The organism is Pseudomonas sp. SO81, assembly GCF_030374125.1.
Lineage (GTDB): Bacteria > Pseudomonadota > Gammaproteobacteria > Pseudomonadales > Pseudomonadaceae > Aquipseudomonas.
The window spans coordinates 1,383,163-1,398,022 of record NZ_CP126126.1 but is presented as its reverse complement, the minus strand read 5'-3'; the positions used below and the strand labels follow the sequence as shown (position 1 = coordinate 1,398,022).

The window sequence follows — 14,860 nt, the reverse complement described above, 5'->3', positions numbered from 1 at the left end:
ACTCCGGCCAGGCCAGCGGGAGGGCGGATATGGCAAGGCGAACGACACTGGGCACGGTGGTGCTGGCATTGATCGGCCAGGCCGCGCAGGCCGGCGATCTGCTGCTCGATCAGCGCGCGCTGTTGCTGGACGACAGTCGCCTGCCGCGCGAGGCGGCGCTGGATCGCCTGCAGCAGGTACGTTTCGCCTTCCGCGAGAAGCAGGCGCAGGAGGGCGACTGGCCGCTCTGGTCGCGGGTCTATGGCATCGATGGTGCGTGGGATGGCGGGCTGGAACGCGATGGCGAGGGGCTGCTGCTCGGCCTGGATCGGCCGCTGGGCGGGCAGTGGATCGGCGGCGTGCTGGCCGGGATGTCGCGAACCCGCCTGGAGGATGATACCGGCCATGCCGACAGCGACAGCTCGCACCTGGGCCTGTACGCCGCCACCCGTATCTACAACCAGCTGGGCTTCAAGCTCGGCGTGCTGCAGGGCTGGCACGAGCTGGAAGGGGGCGAGCGGGCGCGCAGCTGGCAGCTGTTCGGCGAGAGCAGCCTGGCCCTGGATTTCCGTGATTTCACCCTGGAGCCCTTCGCCGGCCTGGCCTATGTGCAGCTGGATGCGCCCGGCCAGCGAGAGCGCGGGCTGCGCCTGCCGGGGGCGGACGAGGAGAGCGGCTATCTCACCCTCGGCTGGCGCCTGGCCGCGCCCTGGTATGTGCAGCAGCGCAAGTGGGTCGGCCGCGCCAGCCTGGCGCTGCGCCAGGACCTGGGTAGCGACCAACTGACCAGTCGCGCCTGGGGCGAGGAGGGCGACGCGCTGCGCCTGCAGGGCCGCGAGTTCGAACGCAGCACCCTGCGCCTGGACCTGAGCCTGGATCACGAGCTGAGCGAGCGTTGCTATCTCGGCCTGACCTACGCCGGACACTACGCGGAGGATGCCCGCGACAGCGCCCTGGCGGCGCGGCTCAGCGTGAAATTCTGAGGGGCGCCCACACACGACCTGCTGCGCGTCGGCCAAACGGGAGCGAAAGCTCGCTCAGAATGCTCATTTACCGCTTGTAAACTGCGCTTCTTCGCTCACTCTCGCCCCCGTTTGTCTCTAGCTCGCTAGATCGTGAGCGGGCGCGGCCCGCCGGTCAGTGCGCGGGCTGCCAGGGCGCGGCGAGTCGGGTATACTCGCCGGCTTTTCAGAAACTTTGCGGTCGCGGCCCCTGCCGTGCCCGGTCGAGCCAGGCGCAACGCCGCTCCGACCGGCCGGATCGGTCGTTCTGCGCCTTTGCCCGAGAGTGCTGCCCACCATGGAAATCAATCCGATCCTCAACAGCATCAAGGACCTGTCCGAGCGGACCCTGTCGATTCGGGGGTATCTTTGACTACGATCAGAAGCATGATCGCCTGGTCGAAGTAAACCGCGAGCTGGAAGACGCCAGCGTCTGGAACAAGCCCGAGTACGCGCAAAGCCTGGGCCGTGAGCGCGCCATGCTGGCGCAGATCGTCGAAACCATCGATGACCTCACCGGCAGCCTGGCCGATTCCCGCGACCTGCTGGAAATGGCAGCCGAGGAAAATGACGAAGGCGCGGTGAACGACATCGTCGCCGAAGTCGAGCGCCTGCGCGAAATCCTCGAGAAGCTGGAGTTCCGCCGCATGTTCAGCGGCGAGATGGACCCGAACAACGCCTACCTGGATATCCAGGCCGGCTCCGGCGGCACCGAGGCCCAGGACTGGGCCAATATCCTGCTGCGCATGTACCTGCGCTGGGCCGACAAGCGCGGCTTCGACGCCACCATCATCGAACTGTCCGAAGGCGAAGTCGCCGGTATCAAGGGCGCCACCGTGCACGTCAAGGGCGAGTACGCCTTCGGCTGGCTGCGCACCGAGATCGGCGTGCACCGCCTGGTGCGCAAGAGCCCGTTCGACTCCGGCGCCCGTCGCCACACCTCGTTCTCGGCGGTGTTCGTGTCCCCCGAGATCGACGACAAGGTCGAGATCGAGATCAACCCGTCCGACCTGCGCATCGACACCTACCGCTCCTCCGGTGCCGGCGGTCAGCACGTCAACACCACTGACTCGGCGGTGCGTATCACCCACGTGCCGACCAACACCGTGGTGGCCTGCCAGAACGAACGCTCCCAGCACGCCAACAAGGACACCGCCATGAAGATGCTGCGGGCCAAGTTGTACGAGCTGGAGATGATGAAGCGCAACGCCGCGTCCCAGGCCCTGGAAGACTCCAAGTCGGATATCGGCTGGGGCCACCAGATCCGCTCCTACGTGCTCGATGACTCGCGCATCAAGGATCTGCGGACCGGCGTCGAGCGTAGCGACTGCCAGAAGGTCCTCGATGGCGACCTCGACCAGTACCTCGAGGCCAGCCTCAAGCAAGGCCTGTAATACCTTTCGATTCCGCTCTCTTGAGGGCGGCAACGACACCGTGACGGAAATGACGACGACATGAGCGACCAACAACTCGACCAGAACGCCTCTTCTCAAGACGATGGGCAACAGGAAGAAAACAAGCTGATTGCCCAGCGCAAGGAAAAGCTTGCCGCCATCCGTGAGCAGGGCAACGCCTTCCCCAACGACTTCCGCCGCGACAACTACTGCGCCGACCTGCAGAAACAGTACGCGGAAAAGACCAAGGAAGAGCTGGAAGCCGCCGCCATTCCGGTCAAGGTTGCCGGGCGCATCATGCTCAACCGTGGCTCGTTCATGGTGATCCAGGACATGACCGGGCGCATCCAGGTCTACGTCAACCGCAAGACCCTGTCGGAAGAGACCTTGGCCGCGGTGAAGACCTGGGACATGGGCGACATCATCTCCGCCGTCGGTACCCTGGCCCGTTCCGGCAAGGGTGACCTGTACGTCGAGATGACCGACGTGCGCCTGCTGACCAAGTCGCTGCGCCCGCTGCCGGACAAGCACCACGGCCTGTCCGACACCGAGCAGCGCTATCGCCAGCGCTACGTCGACCTGATCGTCAACGAGGACGTGCGCCAGACCTTCCGCGTGCGCTCCCAGGTGATCGCCCATATCCGCAGCTTCCTGATGAAGCGCGACTTCCTCGAAGTCGAAACGCCGATGCTGCAGACCATCCCCGGCGGCGCCGCGGCCAAACCGTTCGAGACCCACCACAACGCCCTGGACATGCAGATGTTCCTGCGTATCGCCCCGGAGCTGTACCTCAAGCGCCTGGTGGTCGGCGGCTTCGAGAAGGTCTTCGAGATCAACCGCAACTTCCGTAACGAAGGCGTTTCGACCCGGCACAACCCCGAGTTCACCATGCTCGAGTTCTACCAGGCCTACGCCGACTACGAAGACAACATGGACCTGACCGAGGAGCTGTTCCGCGAGCTGGCCATGGCGGTGCTCGGCACCACCGACGTGCCGTACGGCGACAAGGTGTTCCACTTCGGCGAGCCGTTCGTGCGCCTGTCGGTGTTCGACTCGATCCTCAAGTACAACCCGGAAATCACCGCCGCCGACCTCAACGACATCGATCGCGCCCGCGAGATCGCCAAGAAGGCCGGCGCCAAGGTGCTCGGCTTCGAAGGCCTGGGTAAGCTGCAGGTGATGATTTTCGAGGAGCTGGTCGAGCACAAGCTGGAGCAGCCGCACTTCATCACCCGCTACCCGTTCGAAGTTTCGCCGCTGGCCCGTCGCAGCGACGACGACCAGAGCGTCACCGACCGCTTCGAGCTGTTTATCGGTGGCCGCGAGATCGCCAACGCCTATTCCGAGCTGAACGACGCGGAAGACCAGGCCGAGCGCTTCATGCAGCAGGTGGCCGACAAGGACGCCGGTGACGACGAGGCCATGCACTACGATGCCGACTTCGTCCGCGCTCTGGAATACGGCATGCCGCCTACCGCTGGCGAGGGTATCGGGATTGACCGGCTGGTAATGCTACTGACCAATTCGCCATCCATCCGCGATGTGATCCTGTTCCCGCATATGCGGCCGCAGGCTTGATCGGAGGCCCTGGAACGGGCACCGTCGAGGTGAGGGTGGCACTTGGCCATCCAGCTGTTTGAAACTCAGGGGTCTACCGTCGCGGCAGGCCCCTGTTTTTTATCTTCAGTCAGTGCGAGGAACGATCAGCAGTGAACCTCAGCTCCGCCTCGGAATGCCCGGTCAGACTGGCCGGCGACCTAGCCGAATCCGTGCAGTATCGCGGCCGCAAGGCCAGTCGTCAGGGTAGTGAACAACGCCGCCTGAGTATTCTCGATGCGGCATTGCGCATCATCGTTCGCGAGGGGCTGCGCGGCGTGCGCCATCGCGCGGTGGCCGCCGAGGCCGGGGTGCCGCTGTCGGCCACCACCTACTACTTCAACGACATCCAGGACCTGATCGCCGACAGCTTCGCGCTGTTCGTCAAACGCAGCTCGGCCAGCCTGGCCACGCTGTGGGCCGGGGTGGACGAGGACTTCCGCCGCATCGCCGCGGCCATCGAGCACGATCCGGGGGCCCGTCGCGAGATGGTCACCCACTTCATCGACCTGGCCGTGGCCCATGTCCAGGCCAAGATGCGCGAGCACGACGACGAGCTGCTGGTGGAGCTGGCCTTCCGCCAGGAGGCGCTGACCAACGCCGAGCTGCGCCCGCTGTTCCTCGCCCACCAGAGCCTGCGTTTCCGCTTCGCCGAGCGTGCGGTGCGGGCCATGGGTTCCACAGCGCCTTTCGAGGATGCGCAGGTGTTGACTACGCTGGTTTTGCGGATGGAATATCATGCCATTGTCGACGGGGTGGAAGACTTCGATCTAGAGGCCCAGCGCGCCGTTCTCCAGCGCTTCCTGGACCTGCTGATCGGGCCTTGAGTCCCAGCCCCGCCCCGGCGGGGCTTTTCGTTTGCGGCAACCGATCGAACCTCACAAGGAGTGCATGATGAAAGCCTGGCGCGTGGCCCTAGCCACCCTGAGTTGCCTGCTGTTGAGCGGTTGCCTGGTGACCTTCAAGGACCCGATTCCGGCCAACGAGGCAGCGCCTATCCCGCTGCTCGGCGACTGGGAACGCAAGGACGAATGGGGCGACCAGCAGTACCTGAGCATCGCCCGCTCCGGCTCCAACGTGTACCGCGCCAAGGCCTGGGGCGAGGGCGCCGAGGACGAGGTGGCCGAGGAGTACGGCTTCACCGTGTCCCACCATGGCCGCCGCTGGTACATCTCGGCCGGCCTGCCCAAGCGCCTGGGCGCCAACTTCGCCATCGCCGGCTTCGAGCTGACGCCCAGCAACGAACTAGTGATCTACAACCTCGACGTCGAACGCATCCTCCAGGAGATGGAGGGCGGCGCCCTGCAGGGCCAGCCGGTGGAGACGCCCGAGGGCGACGCGGTGCTGGTCACCACGCCGCTGGACCAGGTGTTCAGCTACCTCGATGACCAGGCCAACGCCGACGTCTTCGTCGAAGTGGCGCGCTACCAGCGCAGTGCCGAGTAAGGGGCTGGCATGAGCCGACGCAAGTCGCAGGACGATTACCACAGCATCATCCGCGCCCTGTCCGGGCGCATCGTCGAGGCGCAGACGCCGATCCGCGTGCTCGATGCGATCAAGTGGGACGACAGCATCCGCCAGGGCTTCCTCAAGGCCAAGGGCCGCGAGATGCCGGCGGTGGACCGGGCCTACTACGACAGCCGCCCGCTGGCCTTCGACTCGACGGCGAAGAAGCTGGAATTCCAGAACATCGAGCGCGACATCACCCGCCAGCTCGGTCAGTTCAACCCGGTCGGGCAGATCATGCGGCGCATGTGCAAGGAATACCGCATGGTGATCCGCATGCTCGAGGCGCGCGGCACCGCTGATTTCGGCCTGATCTCCCAGGAGCTGTACGGTGCCGCCTCGGACGCGTTCCATGCCGGCGACCCGACCCTGGCCGACCTCGGCGTGATGCTCTCGGGCTATCTGAACAACATCGCCGCCCGTGGCGATCTGGTCGACGAGGCCAAGACGCTGACTGCCAAGGACGCAGTAGCCATCCTGCAGGAGCGCCTGGCCAAGGTGTTCGGCGACGACACCATCCGCGTGTTCGAGTCCGATGGCATCGTCGCCGACGCGGCCGCCGGCGCCGATTACATCAAGGTGCGCGCCGATGCCCTGTTCAACGAGCGCGACGTGCGCGCCCTGGAGGTGCACGAGGGCATGGTCCATGTCGGCACCACGCTCAACGGCCTCAATCAGCCGGTGTGCACCTTCCTGGCCAAGGGCCCGCCCTCGTCGACCGTGACCCAGGAGGGCCTGGCCATCCTCATGGAGGTGATCGCCTTCGCCTCCTACCCGTACCGCCTGCGCAAGCTGACCAACCGCACCCGCGCCATCCATATGGCGGAGGAGGGCGCCGACTTCCTGCAGGTCTACGAGTTCTATCGCGAGCAGGGCTTCACCCTGGAGGAAAGCTACGGCAATGCCAGCCGCGCCTTCCGCGGCTCGACCCCGGAGGGCCTGCCGTTCACCAAGGACCTGTCCTACCTGAAGGGCTTCATCCTGATCTACAACTACATCCAGCTCGCCGTGCGCAAAGGCAAACTGGAACAGATTCCGCTGCTGTTCTGCGGCAAGACCACCCTGGAGGACATGCGCACCCTGCGTCAGTTGGTGGACGAAGGACTGGTGGCGCCGCCCAAGTACCTGCCGCCGCAGTTCCGCGACCTCAACGCCCTGGCGGCCTGGATGTGTTTCTCCAACTTCCTGAACCATCTGAGCCTGGACCGCATCGAAGCGGACTACGCCAATATCCTGTAGGGGCGGGGCGACGCAGAGTCCTCTGCCTGCGATAGCTCCTCGCTCGTGTATCTTCGCGAGCAGAGCTCGCTCCTACGTCTCGCTGGCTCGTAGCCCGGATGTAATCCGGGTTGGCCGCCGTCCCGGATGCATCCGGGCTACCGATCAAGGAATCTTCGTCATGCCCAGCCACAAACTCGACTACGAAATCCTCGGCGCCTCGGCGCAGACCGTTGAGATCATCCTCGACCCGGGCGAGACGGTGATCGCGGAGGCAGGGGTAATGAACTACATGACCGAAGGCATACGCTTCGAGACGCGCATGGGCGACGGCTCGGCCAGCGGCGTGCTGGGCAAGCTGTGGGGCGTCGGCAAGCGCCTGCTCACCGGCGAGTCGCTGTTCATGACCCACTTCAGCAACCAGGGCAACGGCCAGCACCGGGTCGGCTTCGCCGCGCCCTATCCGGGCACCGTGGTGCCGATCGACCTGAACCAGGTCGGCGGCCGGCTGATCTGCCAGAAGGACGCCTTCCTCTGCGCCGCTTATGGCACCGAGATCGGCATCAGCTTCAACAAGCGCATCGGGGCCGGCTTCTTCGGCGGCGAGGGCTTCATCCTGCAGAAGCTGGAAGGCGACGGCCTGGCCTTCGTGCATGCCGGCGGCACGGTGATCCGCAAGGAGCTGAACAACGAGACCCTGCGCCTGGACACCGGCTGCCTGGTGGCCTTTACCAGCGGCATCGACTACGACATCGGCCTGGCCGGCGGGCTGAAGAGCATGCTGTTCGGCGGCGAGGGCATCCTGCTCGCCACCCTCAAGGGCACCGGTACCGTGTGGGTGCAGAGCCTGCCGTTCTCGCGCCTGGCCGAGCGCATCTACGACGCCACTTTCCGCGCCCGCGAGGAAGTGCGCGCCGGCGGCAAGTAAAGCCCTGCGACATCCCGCCCGCGCGGCATGCGCGGGCTGCGGGTAAACTGTGCGCCTTCCGGATCAAGAGCCTTCCCCATGAGCGAAGAACGCAACGCCATTCCCCTGATTCTCACTGGCATCGCCAGCATCGTCTGCACCATCGGCGTGCTCTGGTATTACGGCTACGTGCATTTCGCCAAGGAGGAGGACGCCCTGCTGCTGGCCGACTTCACCATGCTCAAGACGGTGCCCGGCGAGGACTACAAGGTCTCGCTCAAGCCGGCCAATCAGGTGGCCCAGTGCATCGATGGCGTGCTGGTGCTGTTCGATACCCAGCAGAAGGGCCTGACCGGCGTGCTGGTGAACGACAAGAAGCAGGCCGTGCGCTGCATGGGCCAGGAAACCCCGCAGGCGCCGCAGCAGTAAGTCGCGGCTGCCGAGGAGGAGCGCGATGCAGATCGAAGTCTTCCACGGCGACATCACTACCCTGGCGCTGGACGCCATCGTCAACGCCGCCAACAGTTCGCTGCTCGGTGGCGGCGGCGTGGATGGTGCCATTCACCGCGCCGCCGGTCCCGAGCTGTTGGCAGCCTGCCGCGCACTGGGCGGTTGTCCCACCGGCGAGGCGCGCATCACCCCGGGTTTTCGCCTGCCGGCGCGCTGGGTGATCCACACGGTGGGGCCGGTCTGGCAGGGTGGTGAGCGTGGCGAGCCGGCGCTGCTGGCCGCCTGTTACCGCAACAGCCTGGCCCTGGCTGATGCCCAGGGCTGTTCCGGCATCGCCTTTCCCGCCATCAGCTGCGGCGTCTATGGCTATCCGCCGGAAGCGGCCGCTCGCATCGCCGTGACCGAGCTGCGCCGCTCTAGCCCTGCCGGCAGCACGCTGCAGCGCGCCGTGCTGGTGGCCTTCTCCGCCGACATGGCCGCTCTCTACCGAGCCGTGCTCGGCCCATGAAAACGTCCCGCCGAGGCGGGGCTTTTCTCACGCAGCGCCGTTACAGCCGAGCGCGCGGTGCCACCGGACCCTGGCCGTGGGCGATGGTCACTTCCACCCGGCGGTTGAGGGTGCGCGAGTCGGCGGTGTCGTTGCTGGCCACCGGATAGTCCTGGCCGAGGCCGTGGGTGGTGATGCGCCGCGGATCGACCCCCATGGCCACCAGGGCGCTGCGTACCGAGTCGGCACGGGCCTGGGACAGGCGCAGGTTGTGGTCGCGAGTACCGGTGCTATCGGTGAAGCCTTCCACCACCACCTGGCGCTCCGGATTCTGCAGCAGGTAGTTGCCCAGCTCCTGCACATTCTGCATGCCGGCACTGGTCAGCTGCGCGCGGTCCACCTCGAACAGCACGTCACCCAGGGTTACCACCGAGCCACGCTCGGTCTCCTGGGCCTGCAGGTGCTGCAACAGCACGTCGACCTGCTGGTTGCGCGCGTCCAGTTGCGCCTGGGTGCGCTGGGTCGGAGCGGTCTTCAGCGCCTCTTCGGCGTTCTTCTGCAGGATGGTTTCCTTGGCCACGTCGATGCGCCGGTTGGCCTGGTAGGCCAGGTGGTCGACCTGCACGCTGCCCTGGCCGGACTCGTAGGCCTGGTTGGCACGGGTCAGCATGTCGCCGGCTTCCTTGGTTTCCACGCCCGCCAGGGTTTGCGCCTGCGGGTTGGCCTGCAGCTCGGCATAGCCGGCGCGCGCCTTTTCCAGATTGGGATTGGGTTCGTGGGCACAGCCCGCCAGCACCAGGGCCAGGGCGGAAAGGGTGAACAGATGGGTCGTACGGTTCATGAGCGTCGCTCCTCCATGGTCACTGCACGATGATCGGGGTACGCGATCCTTCTTCACGGATCTGCTGCACGCCCTGCTGGGCGTCGTCCAGGTTGCGCTGGGCCTTGCCGGCCAGGGCGCGGCGCTCGGCGACGCGAGCGTCGGCCTCGGCCTGCTCGATCAGGCGGCGGGCCTGCTCGTACTCCTGGTCCTGCATCAGCAGCTGGGCCTGGGTCATCTTGTCCTGTGCCGCCTTCATGTCCGCCGGAGCGTACTCGGGGCCGCCAGCGGCCTCGGCACTCTTGATCACCGCGGTGGCGGAGGCGAGCTGTTCGGTGGGCGGATTGCCGGCGCAACCGGCCAGTGCCAGGCTGCCGCCGATGGCGAGGGTGAGCAGAAGTGTTCTCGGGCTGTTGATCATGGTCTTTGGCTCCATGCAGTTCCATTGTCAAAAACGACTTGCCTGCCGGATGTCAGCGGATTGGCGAAGAAGCCTTGTTAATCGCTGCCGTTTGCCCCGGCCTAGTGCTGTGACTGCCACCCGAAAACGAACGTTCAAGATTTTTCACGCGCATGAAAAGGGCCCCGGGATGGGGCCTTGGCAGGGCGGGCGACTCAGTGCTTGGTGCTGTCGCTCTGCGCGATCAGCTGTTGCAGGTACTTGCGTGACAGGGCGAGGAAGCGCGGCGTGGGGCCGATGTCCTCGTACAGCGGGTCGCCCTGTTCGTCGGTGGCAACCACCTTGTGGCCCTTGACGTAGGGCAGGCTGGCCTCCAGTTCTTCCAGCGCCGAACTGATCAGTTCGCCGAGCAGTTCCTCGGCACTGCGCTTCGGATACATCTCGGACAGCGCCGCCAGGCGCGCCGCCGATTCCAGGTCGAGATGGATGTGGTACTGGCTTTGGGTCAGGCGACCCTTGGCGTTCTGCTCCCAATGGCGGGTGAGTTCTCTGATCTTCATAGGCACCTCGGTTGCCCATTCGTGGTGGGCGGATACGGCCCGGGAACTGCCTGCAGGCCGGGCACAGGCGCTTGTGACGCCCGCAAGGTTCAGACTAGCTCGCTGGAGTTCGCTCAGCGGCCGTTCGTCGTGTGCTTGTAAGAATGGGTCGCCCTGTGCAAGCTGAGGGCTCTATCCCGAGGGAGAGAAGGGTCATGGCAGAGATCGATGCGCGCCTGCGCGAAGAGGTTCACCTGCTCGGCGAGCTGCTCGGCGACACCATCCGCAATCAGCTCGGCGAGGCCTTCCTGGCCAAGATCGAGCTCATCCGCCAGGGCTCCAAAGCCGGGCGCAAGGGCTCTTCGGCGGGCGAGCAGCAACTTCGCGAGACCCTCGCCGCGCTCAGCGACGACGAGCTGCTGCCGGTGGCGCGCGCCTTCAACCAGTTCCTCAACCTGGCCAATATCGCCGAGCAGTACCACCGCATTCGCCGCCGGCGCCCGGACGAGGCCCAGCCCTTCGACGACCGCGTGCTGGCCGAGCTGCTGCAACGCCTGGTGGCGGGCGGCCACAAGCCGGAGCAGCTGGCGCGCCAGCTCGGGCGCGTGGACATCGAGCTGGTGCTCACCGCCCATCCCACCGAGGTGGCGCGGCGCACCCTGATCCAGAAGTACGACGCGATCGCCGCGCAGCTGGCGGCCCTGGACCACGCCGACCTGTCGGCCGCCGAGCGCGACCAGGCGCGGCTCAAGCTGCGCCGGCTGATCGCCGAGGCCTGGCACACCGAGGAAATCCGCCGCAGCCGGCCCAGCCCGGTGGACGAGGCCAAGTGGGGCTTCGCGGTAATCGAGCACTCCCTTTGGCAGGCCTTGCCGAGCTTCCTGCGCAAGGCCGACCAGGCCCTGCACGACGCCTGCGGACTGCGCCTGCCGCTGGAAGCGGCGCCGGTGCGCTTCGCCTCCTGGATGGGCGGCGACCGCGACGGCAATCCCAATGTCACCGCCGAGGTCAGCCGCAAGGTGCTGCTGCTGGCGCGCTGGATGGCTGCCGACCTCTATCTGCGCGACGTCGACCGCCTGGCCGCCGAGCTGTCCATGCAGCAGGCCAGCGACGAGCTGCGCGTGCGCGTCGGCGTGCATCCCGAGCCCTACCGGGCCCTGCTCAAGCGGCTGCGCGAGCGCCTGCGGGCGACCCGCGCCTGGGCCGAGGCGGCGCTGGACGACGAGGTTGCACCGGGCCCCGAGGTGCTGCACGACAACCGCGAGCTGCTCGAACCGCTGGAGCTCTGCTACCACTCCCTGCACGCCTGCGGCATGGGCGTGATCGCCGAGGGCGAGCTGCTCGACTGCCTGCGCCGCGCCGCCTGCTTCGGCTTGTTCCTGGTGCGCTTGGACATCCGCCAGGACGCCGCGCGGCATGCCGCCGCCATGGCCGAGATCACCGACTACCTGGGCCTGGGCAACTATGCCGAGTGGGATGAGGAACAGCGCCTCGAGTTCCTCCTGCGCGAACTGGACAACCGCCGCCCGCTGCTGCCGCCGCATCATCGCCCCTCCGCCGAGACCGCCGAGGTATTGGCCACCTGCCGGGTGATCGCCGCGGCACCGGCCGCTTCGCTCGGCACCTACGTCATCTCCATGGCCGGTGCGCCGTCGGATGTGCTGGCGGTGCAACTGCTATTAAAGGAAGCCGGCCTGCAGCGACCGATGCGGGTTGCACCCTTGTTCGAGACCCTGGCCGACCTGGACAACGCCGGCCCGGCCATCGACCGCCTGCTCGGCCTGCACGGCTACCGCGCGCGCCTGCACGGTCCGCAGGAAGTGATGATCGGCTATTCCGACTCGGCCAAGGATGCCGGGACCACGGCCGCCGCCTGGGCCCAGTACCGCGCTCAGGAGACCCTGGTCAGCGTCTGTCGCAAGCACGAGGTCGAGCTGCTGCTGTTCCATGGCCGCGGCGGCACGGTCGGTCGTGGCGGCGGTCCGGCCCATGCGGCGATCCTGTCGCAGCCGCCGGGCTCGGTGAACGGGCGTTTCCGCACCACCGAGCAGGGCGAGATGATCCGCTTCAAGTTCGGCCTGCCGCAGCTGGCCGAGCAGAACCTCAACCTGTACCTGGCCGCCGTGCTGGAGGCGACCCTGCAGCCACCGCCCGCACCGGAGCCGGCCTGGCGCGCGGCCATGGACCGCCTGGCCGCCGATGGTGTGGCCGCCTACCGTGCGGTGGTGCGCGAGCACCCGCAGTTCGTCGAGTACTTCCGCCAGGCCACGCCGGAGCAGGAGCTCGGTCGCCTGCCGCTGGGCAGTCGCCCGGCCAAGCGCCGCGCCGGTGGGGTGGAGAGCCTGCGCGCCATCCCGTGGATCTTCGCCTGGACCCAGACCCGCCTGATGCTGCCGGCCTGGCTGGGCTGGGAACAGGCCTTGGACAAGGCCATCCAGGGCGGTGGCAAGGGCCTGCTGGAGGACATGCGCGAGCACTGGCCGTTCTTCCGCACGCGCATCGACATGCTGGAGATGGTGCTGGCCAAGGCCGACCTGGCGATTGCCGCGCTGTATGACGAGCGGCTGGTCAGTTCCGAGCTGCGACCACTGGGTGCGCAGTTGCGCGACCTATTGTCGCAGTGTCGCTCCATGGTGCTGGGTCTGACCCATCAGTCGGAGCTGCTCACCCACAGTCCGGAGACCCGCGAGGCGATCACCGTGCGCAACATCTATCTGGACCCGCTACACCTGCTCCAGGCCGAGCTGCTGGCCCGTTGCAGGCTGCGCGAGAACCCGGTGGACAGCCCTCTGGAACAGGCTTTACTGGTGAGTGTCGCGGGCATCGCAGCAGGGTTGCGCAACACCGGCTGAAGCCCCGCCGCCTCCGACTTTCGGTGGCTTGTGCCGCACCGAAGCGCTGTGTATTGTGGCCCTCCTTTTGGCCGCTCAGTGACGCCGAAACCCAAATATTGAGATTGGCCCCACGAGGCGAATCCGACGACTTTCTGTCTTTATTTTGAGGAGCACTTCGATGCGCGTGATTCTGCTGGGGGCGCCCGGTGCCGGCAAAGGTACCCAGGCTGGTTTCATCACCAAGAAGTTCGGTATTCCGCAGATTTCCACTGGCGACATGCTGCGTGCCGCGGTCAAGGCCGGCACCGAGCTGGGCCTGAAGGCCAAGAGCATCATGGAAAGCGGCGGTCTGGTCTCCGATGACCTGATCATCAACCTGGTCAAGGAGCGCATCGCCCAGCCGGATTGCGCCAAGGGCTTCCTGTTCGACGGCTTCCCACGCACCATTCCCCAGGCCGAAGCCCTGAAGGAAGCCGGCGTGACCATCGACAACGTGGTCGAGATCGCCGTCGACGACGAAGAGATCGTCCAGCGCATCGCCGGTCGCCGTGTGCACGAGGCCAGTGGCCGCGTCTACCACCTGGTCTACAATCCGCCGAAGGTGGAAGGTAAGGACGACGAGACCGGCGACGAGCTGGTCCAGCGCAAGGACGACACCGAGGAAACCGTGCGTCACCGCCTGTCCGTCTACCACTCGCAGACCAAGCCGCTGGTGGACTTCTACCAGAAGCTGGCCGCCGCCGAAGGCACCCCGAAGTACAGCGCCATCGCCGGCGTCGGCTCGGTGGACGAGATCACCGCCAAGGTGTTCGCCGCCCTCAGCTGATTGGCTGTGCGTTCTGTCCAACGGCCCGCATCGCGGGCCGTTGGCGTTTATACTGCCCGCCTTTTTCTGCCCCACCGGGATATGCCGATGACCACCCTGCTGGCCCTGGATACCGCCACCGAAGCCTGCTCCGTCGCCCTGCTGCACGACGGCAAGGTGCTCAGCCACTACGAAGTGGCGCCACGCCTGCACGCCCAGCGCCTGCTGCCGATGATCCACGACCTGCTCGGCGAGGCCGGGGTGGCCCTGGCCGCGGTGGATGCCATTGCCTTCGGCCGCGGTCCGGGTGCCTTCACCGGCGTGCGCATCGCCATCGGCGTAGTCCAGGGCCTGGCATTCGCCCTGGACAAGCCGGTGCTGCCGGTTTCCAACCTGGCGGTACTGGCCCAGCGTGCGCTGCGCGAGCATGGCGCGCAGCAGGTGGCCGCGGCCATCGATGCGCGCATGGACGAGGTGTACTGGGGTTGCTACGCCGCCGAGCAGGGCGAGATGCGCCTGCAAGGTATCGAGGCGGTGCTGGCGCCGGAGCGTGCCGAGCTGCCGCGTGGCGCCAGTGGCGACTGGTTCGCCGCCGGCACCGGCTGGGGCACCTATGGCGCGCGTATCGCCCTGACCCCGAGTGGCAGCGACAACGCCATGCTGCCGCATGCCCAGGACCTGCTGAGCCTGGCCACCTTCGCCTGGCAGCGCGGCGAGGCGCTGCCCGCCGACGAAGCGCAGCCGGTGTATCTGCGGGACAACGTGGCCACGCCCAAGGCCCCCAAACCCTGAGAACCTGTCTCGGATCTCTTGATCGTCGGCCATGCTGCGTTGAAATTGGGTCGGGACGCGCCGTCTCGGACTGCTCATTTACACCTCGTAAACTCCGCGTCCTCACCCAATTTCGCCCTGCCTGGCTTTGCT

Annotated in this window: 15 protein-coding genes; 12 read left to right on the top strand and 3 right to left on the bottom strand. The window is 66.6% G+C overall.

Annotation, left to right across the window (positions count from 1 at the left end; genetic code table 11):
* Positions 1-29 precede the first annotated feature (29 nt).
* From OH686_RS06730 to OH686_RS06690, 9 genes are all read left to right on the top strand, one after another.
* The gene (locus OH686_RS06730; protein WP_289537060.1) at positions 30-962 is read left to right on the top strand and encodes an autotransporter outer membrane beta-barrel domain-containing protein; all 933 of its coding nucleotides are present in this window, start codon (positions 30-32) and stop codon (positions 960-962) included.
* Positions 963-1,278: 316 nt separating this feature from the next.
* Positions 1,279-2,374, top strand: a protein-coding gene (gene prfB / locus OH686_RS06725) for a peptide chain release factor 2 (RefSeq protein ID WP_289537057.1) whose coding sequence is annotated in 2 segments (ribosomal slippage) — positions 1,279-1,350 and positions 1,352-2,374 — 1,095 coding nt in all. Because the reading frame shifts where the segments join, the coding sequence is not laid out codon by codon here.
* 60 nt (positions 2,375-2,434) lie between these two features.
* Positions 2,435-3,952: a lysine--tRNA ligase gene (gene lysS, locus OH686_RS06720; protein WP_289537054.1), complete on the top strand. Its 1,518-nt coding sequence runs from the start codon at positions 2,435-2,437 to the stop codon at positions 3,950-3,952.
* Positions 3,953-4,083: 131 nt separating this feature from the next.
* Positions 4,084-4,797, top strand: coding sequence for a TetR/AcrR family transcriptional regulator (locus tag OH686_RS06715; protein ID WP_289537051.1), 714 nt, complete (start codon positions 4,084-4,086; stop codon positions 4,795-4,797).
* A 67-nt stretch (positions 4,798-4,864) separates the two neighbouring features.
* Positions 4,865-5,416, top strand: coding sequence for a hypothetical protein (locus OH686_RS06710; RefSeq protein ID WP_289537048.1), 552 nt, complete (start codon positions 4,865-4,867; stop codon positions 5,414-5,416).
* Positions 5,417-5,425: 9 nt separating this feature from the next.
* The gene (locus OH686_RS06705; RefSeq protein ID WP_289537045.1) at positions 5,426-6,715 is read left to right on the top strand and encodes a flavohemoglobin expression-modulating QEGLA motif protein; all 1,290 of its coding nucleotides are present in this window, start codon (positions 5,426-5,428) and stop codon (positions 6,713-6,715) included.
* Positions 6,716-6,875: 160 nt separating this feature from the next.
* Complete coding sequence (locus tag OH686_RS06700) at positions 6,876-7,622, top strand: TIGR00266 family protein (protein WP_289537043.1); 747 nt, start codon at positions 6,876-6,878, stop codon at positions 7,620-7,622.
* A 78-nt stretch (positions 7,623-7,700) separates the two neighbouring features.
* A complete protein-coding gene (locus OH686_RS06695; RefSeq protein WP_289537040.1) occupies positions 7,701-8,030 on the top strand; it encodes a PA3694 family proteiin in 330 nt (109 codons plus the stop codon).
* Between the two features lie 25 nt (positions 8,031-8,055).
* On the top strand, positions 8,056-8,559 hold the full coding sequence (locus OH686_RS06690; protein WP_289537038.1) for an O-acetyl-ADP-ribose deacetylase: 504 nt from the start codon (positions 8,056-8,058) through the stop codon (positions 8,557-8,559).
* 40 nt (positions 8,560-8,599) lie between these two features.
* Here the strand turns inward: OH686_RS06690 and OH686_RS06685 are convergent, their stop codons facing one another.
* The 3 genes from OH686_RS06685 to OH686_RS06675 all read right to left on the bottom strand — a co-directional run bounded on the left by OH686_RS06685 (position 8,600) and on the right by OH686_RS06675 (position 10,318).
* Positions 8,600-9,379, bottom strand: a complete 780-nt coding sequence (locus OH686_RS06685; RefSeq protein ID WP_289537035.1) for an OmpA family protein — start codon at positions 9,377-9,379, stop codon at positions 8,600-8,602.
* A 19-nt stretch (positions 9,380-9,398) separates the two neighbouring features.
* Positions 9,399-9,779: a DUF4398 domain-containing protein gene (locus OH686_RS06680; protein WP_256662297.1), complete on the bottom strand. Its 381-nt coding sequence runs from the start codon at positions 9,777-9,779 to the stop codon at positions 9,399-9,401.
* A 194-nt stretch (positions 9,780-9,973) separates the two neighbouring features.
* A complete protein-coding gene (locus OH686_RS06675) occupies positions 9,974-10,318 on the bottom strand; it encodes a pilin assembly protein (protein ID WP_289537030.1) in 345 nt (114 codons plus the stop codon).
* Positions 10,319-10,512: 194 nt separating this feature from the next.
* Between OH686_RS06675 and ppc the strand changes: the two genes are divergently transcribed.
* The 3 genes from ppc to tsaB all read left to right on the top strand — a co-directional run bounded on the left by ppc (position 10,513) and on the right by tsaB (position 14,728).
* Entirely contained in the window at positions 10,513-13,149 is a 2,637-nt protein-coding gene (gene ppc, locus OH686_RS06670; protein WP_289537027.1) for a phosphoenolpyruvate carboxylase, read from the top strand.
* Positions 13,150-13,309: 160 nt separating this feature from the next.
* Positions 13,310-13,957 carry an adenylate kinase gene (adk, locus tag OH686_RS06665; RefSeq protein WP_137974269.1) on the top strand — a complete coding sequence of 216 codons (648 nt, stop codon included), beginning with the start codon at positions 13,310-13,312 and terminating at the stop codon, positions 13,955-13,957.
* Between the two features lie 87 nt (positions 13,958-14,044).
* Entirely contained in the window at positions 14,045-14,728 is a 684-nt protein-coding gene (gene tsaB, locus OH686_RS06660) for a tRNA (adenosine(37)-N6)-threonylcarbamoyltransferase complex dimerization subunit type 1 TsaB (RefSeq protein WP_289537025.1), read from the top strand.
* The last annotated feature ends 132 nt before the right edge of the window (positions 14,729-14,860 follow it).

Excerpts from the sequence above, each read along its gene's own strand:
- lysS (WP_289537054.1), top strand. The coding sequence starts at position 2,435 with ATGAGCGACCAACAACTCGACCAGAACGCCTCTTCTCAAGACGATGGG.
- OH686_RS06695 (WP_289537040.1), top strand. The coding sequence starts at position 7,701 with ATGAGCGAAGAACGCAACGCCATTCCCCTGATTCTCACTGGCATCGCC.
- OH686_RS06705 (WP_289537045.1), top strand. The coding sequence starts at position 5,426 with ATGAGCCGACGCAAGTCGCAGGACGATTACCACAGCATCATCCGCGCC.
- ppc (WP_289537027.1), top strand. The coding sequence starts at position 10,513 with ATGGCAGAGATCGATGCGCGCCTGCGCGAAGAGGTTCACCTGCTCGGC.
- OH686_RS06730 (WP_289537060.1), top strand. The coding sequence starts at position 30 with ATGGCAAGGCGAACGACACTGGGCACGGTGGTGCTGGCATTGATCGGC.
- OH686_RS06680 (WP_256662297.1), bottom strand. The coding sequence starts at position 9,779 with ATGATCAACAGCCCGAGAACACTTCTGCTCACCCTCGCCATCGGCGGC.
- adk (WP_137974269.1), top strand. The coding sequence starts at position 13,310 with ATGCGCGTGATTCTGCTGGGGGCGCCCGGTGCCGGCAAAGGTACCCAG.
- tsaB (WP_289537025.1), top strand. The coding sequence starts at position 14,045 with ATGACCACCCTGCTGGCCCTGGATACCGCCACCGAAGCCTGCTCCGTC.
- OH686_RS06710 (WP_289537048.1), top strand. The coding sequence starts at position 4,865 with ATGAAAGCCTGGCGCGTGGCCCTAGCCACCCTGAGTTGCCTGCTGTTG.
- OH686_RS06675 (WP_289537030.1), bottom strand. The coding sequence starts at position 10,318 with ATGAAGATCAGAGAACTCACCCGCCATTGGGAGCAGAACGCCAAGGGT.
- OH686_RS06690 (WP_289537038.1), top strand. The coding sequence starts at position 8,056 with ATGCAGATCGAAGTCTTCCACGGCGACATCACTACCCTGGCGCTGGAC.
- OH686_RS06685 (WP_289537035.1), bottom strand. The coding sequence starts at position 9,379 with ATGAACCGTACGACCCATCTGTTCACCCTTTCCGCCCTGGCCCTGGTG.
- OH686_RS06700 (WP_289537043.1), top strand. The coding sequence starts at position 6,876 with ATGCCCAGCCACAAACTCGACTACGAAATCCTCGGCGCCTCGGCGCAG.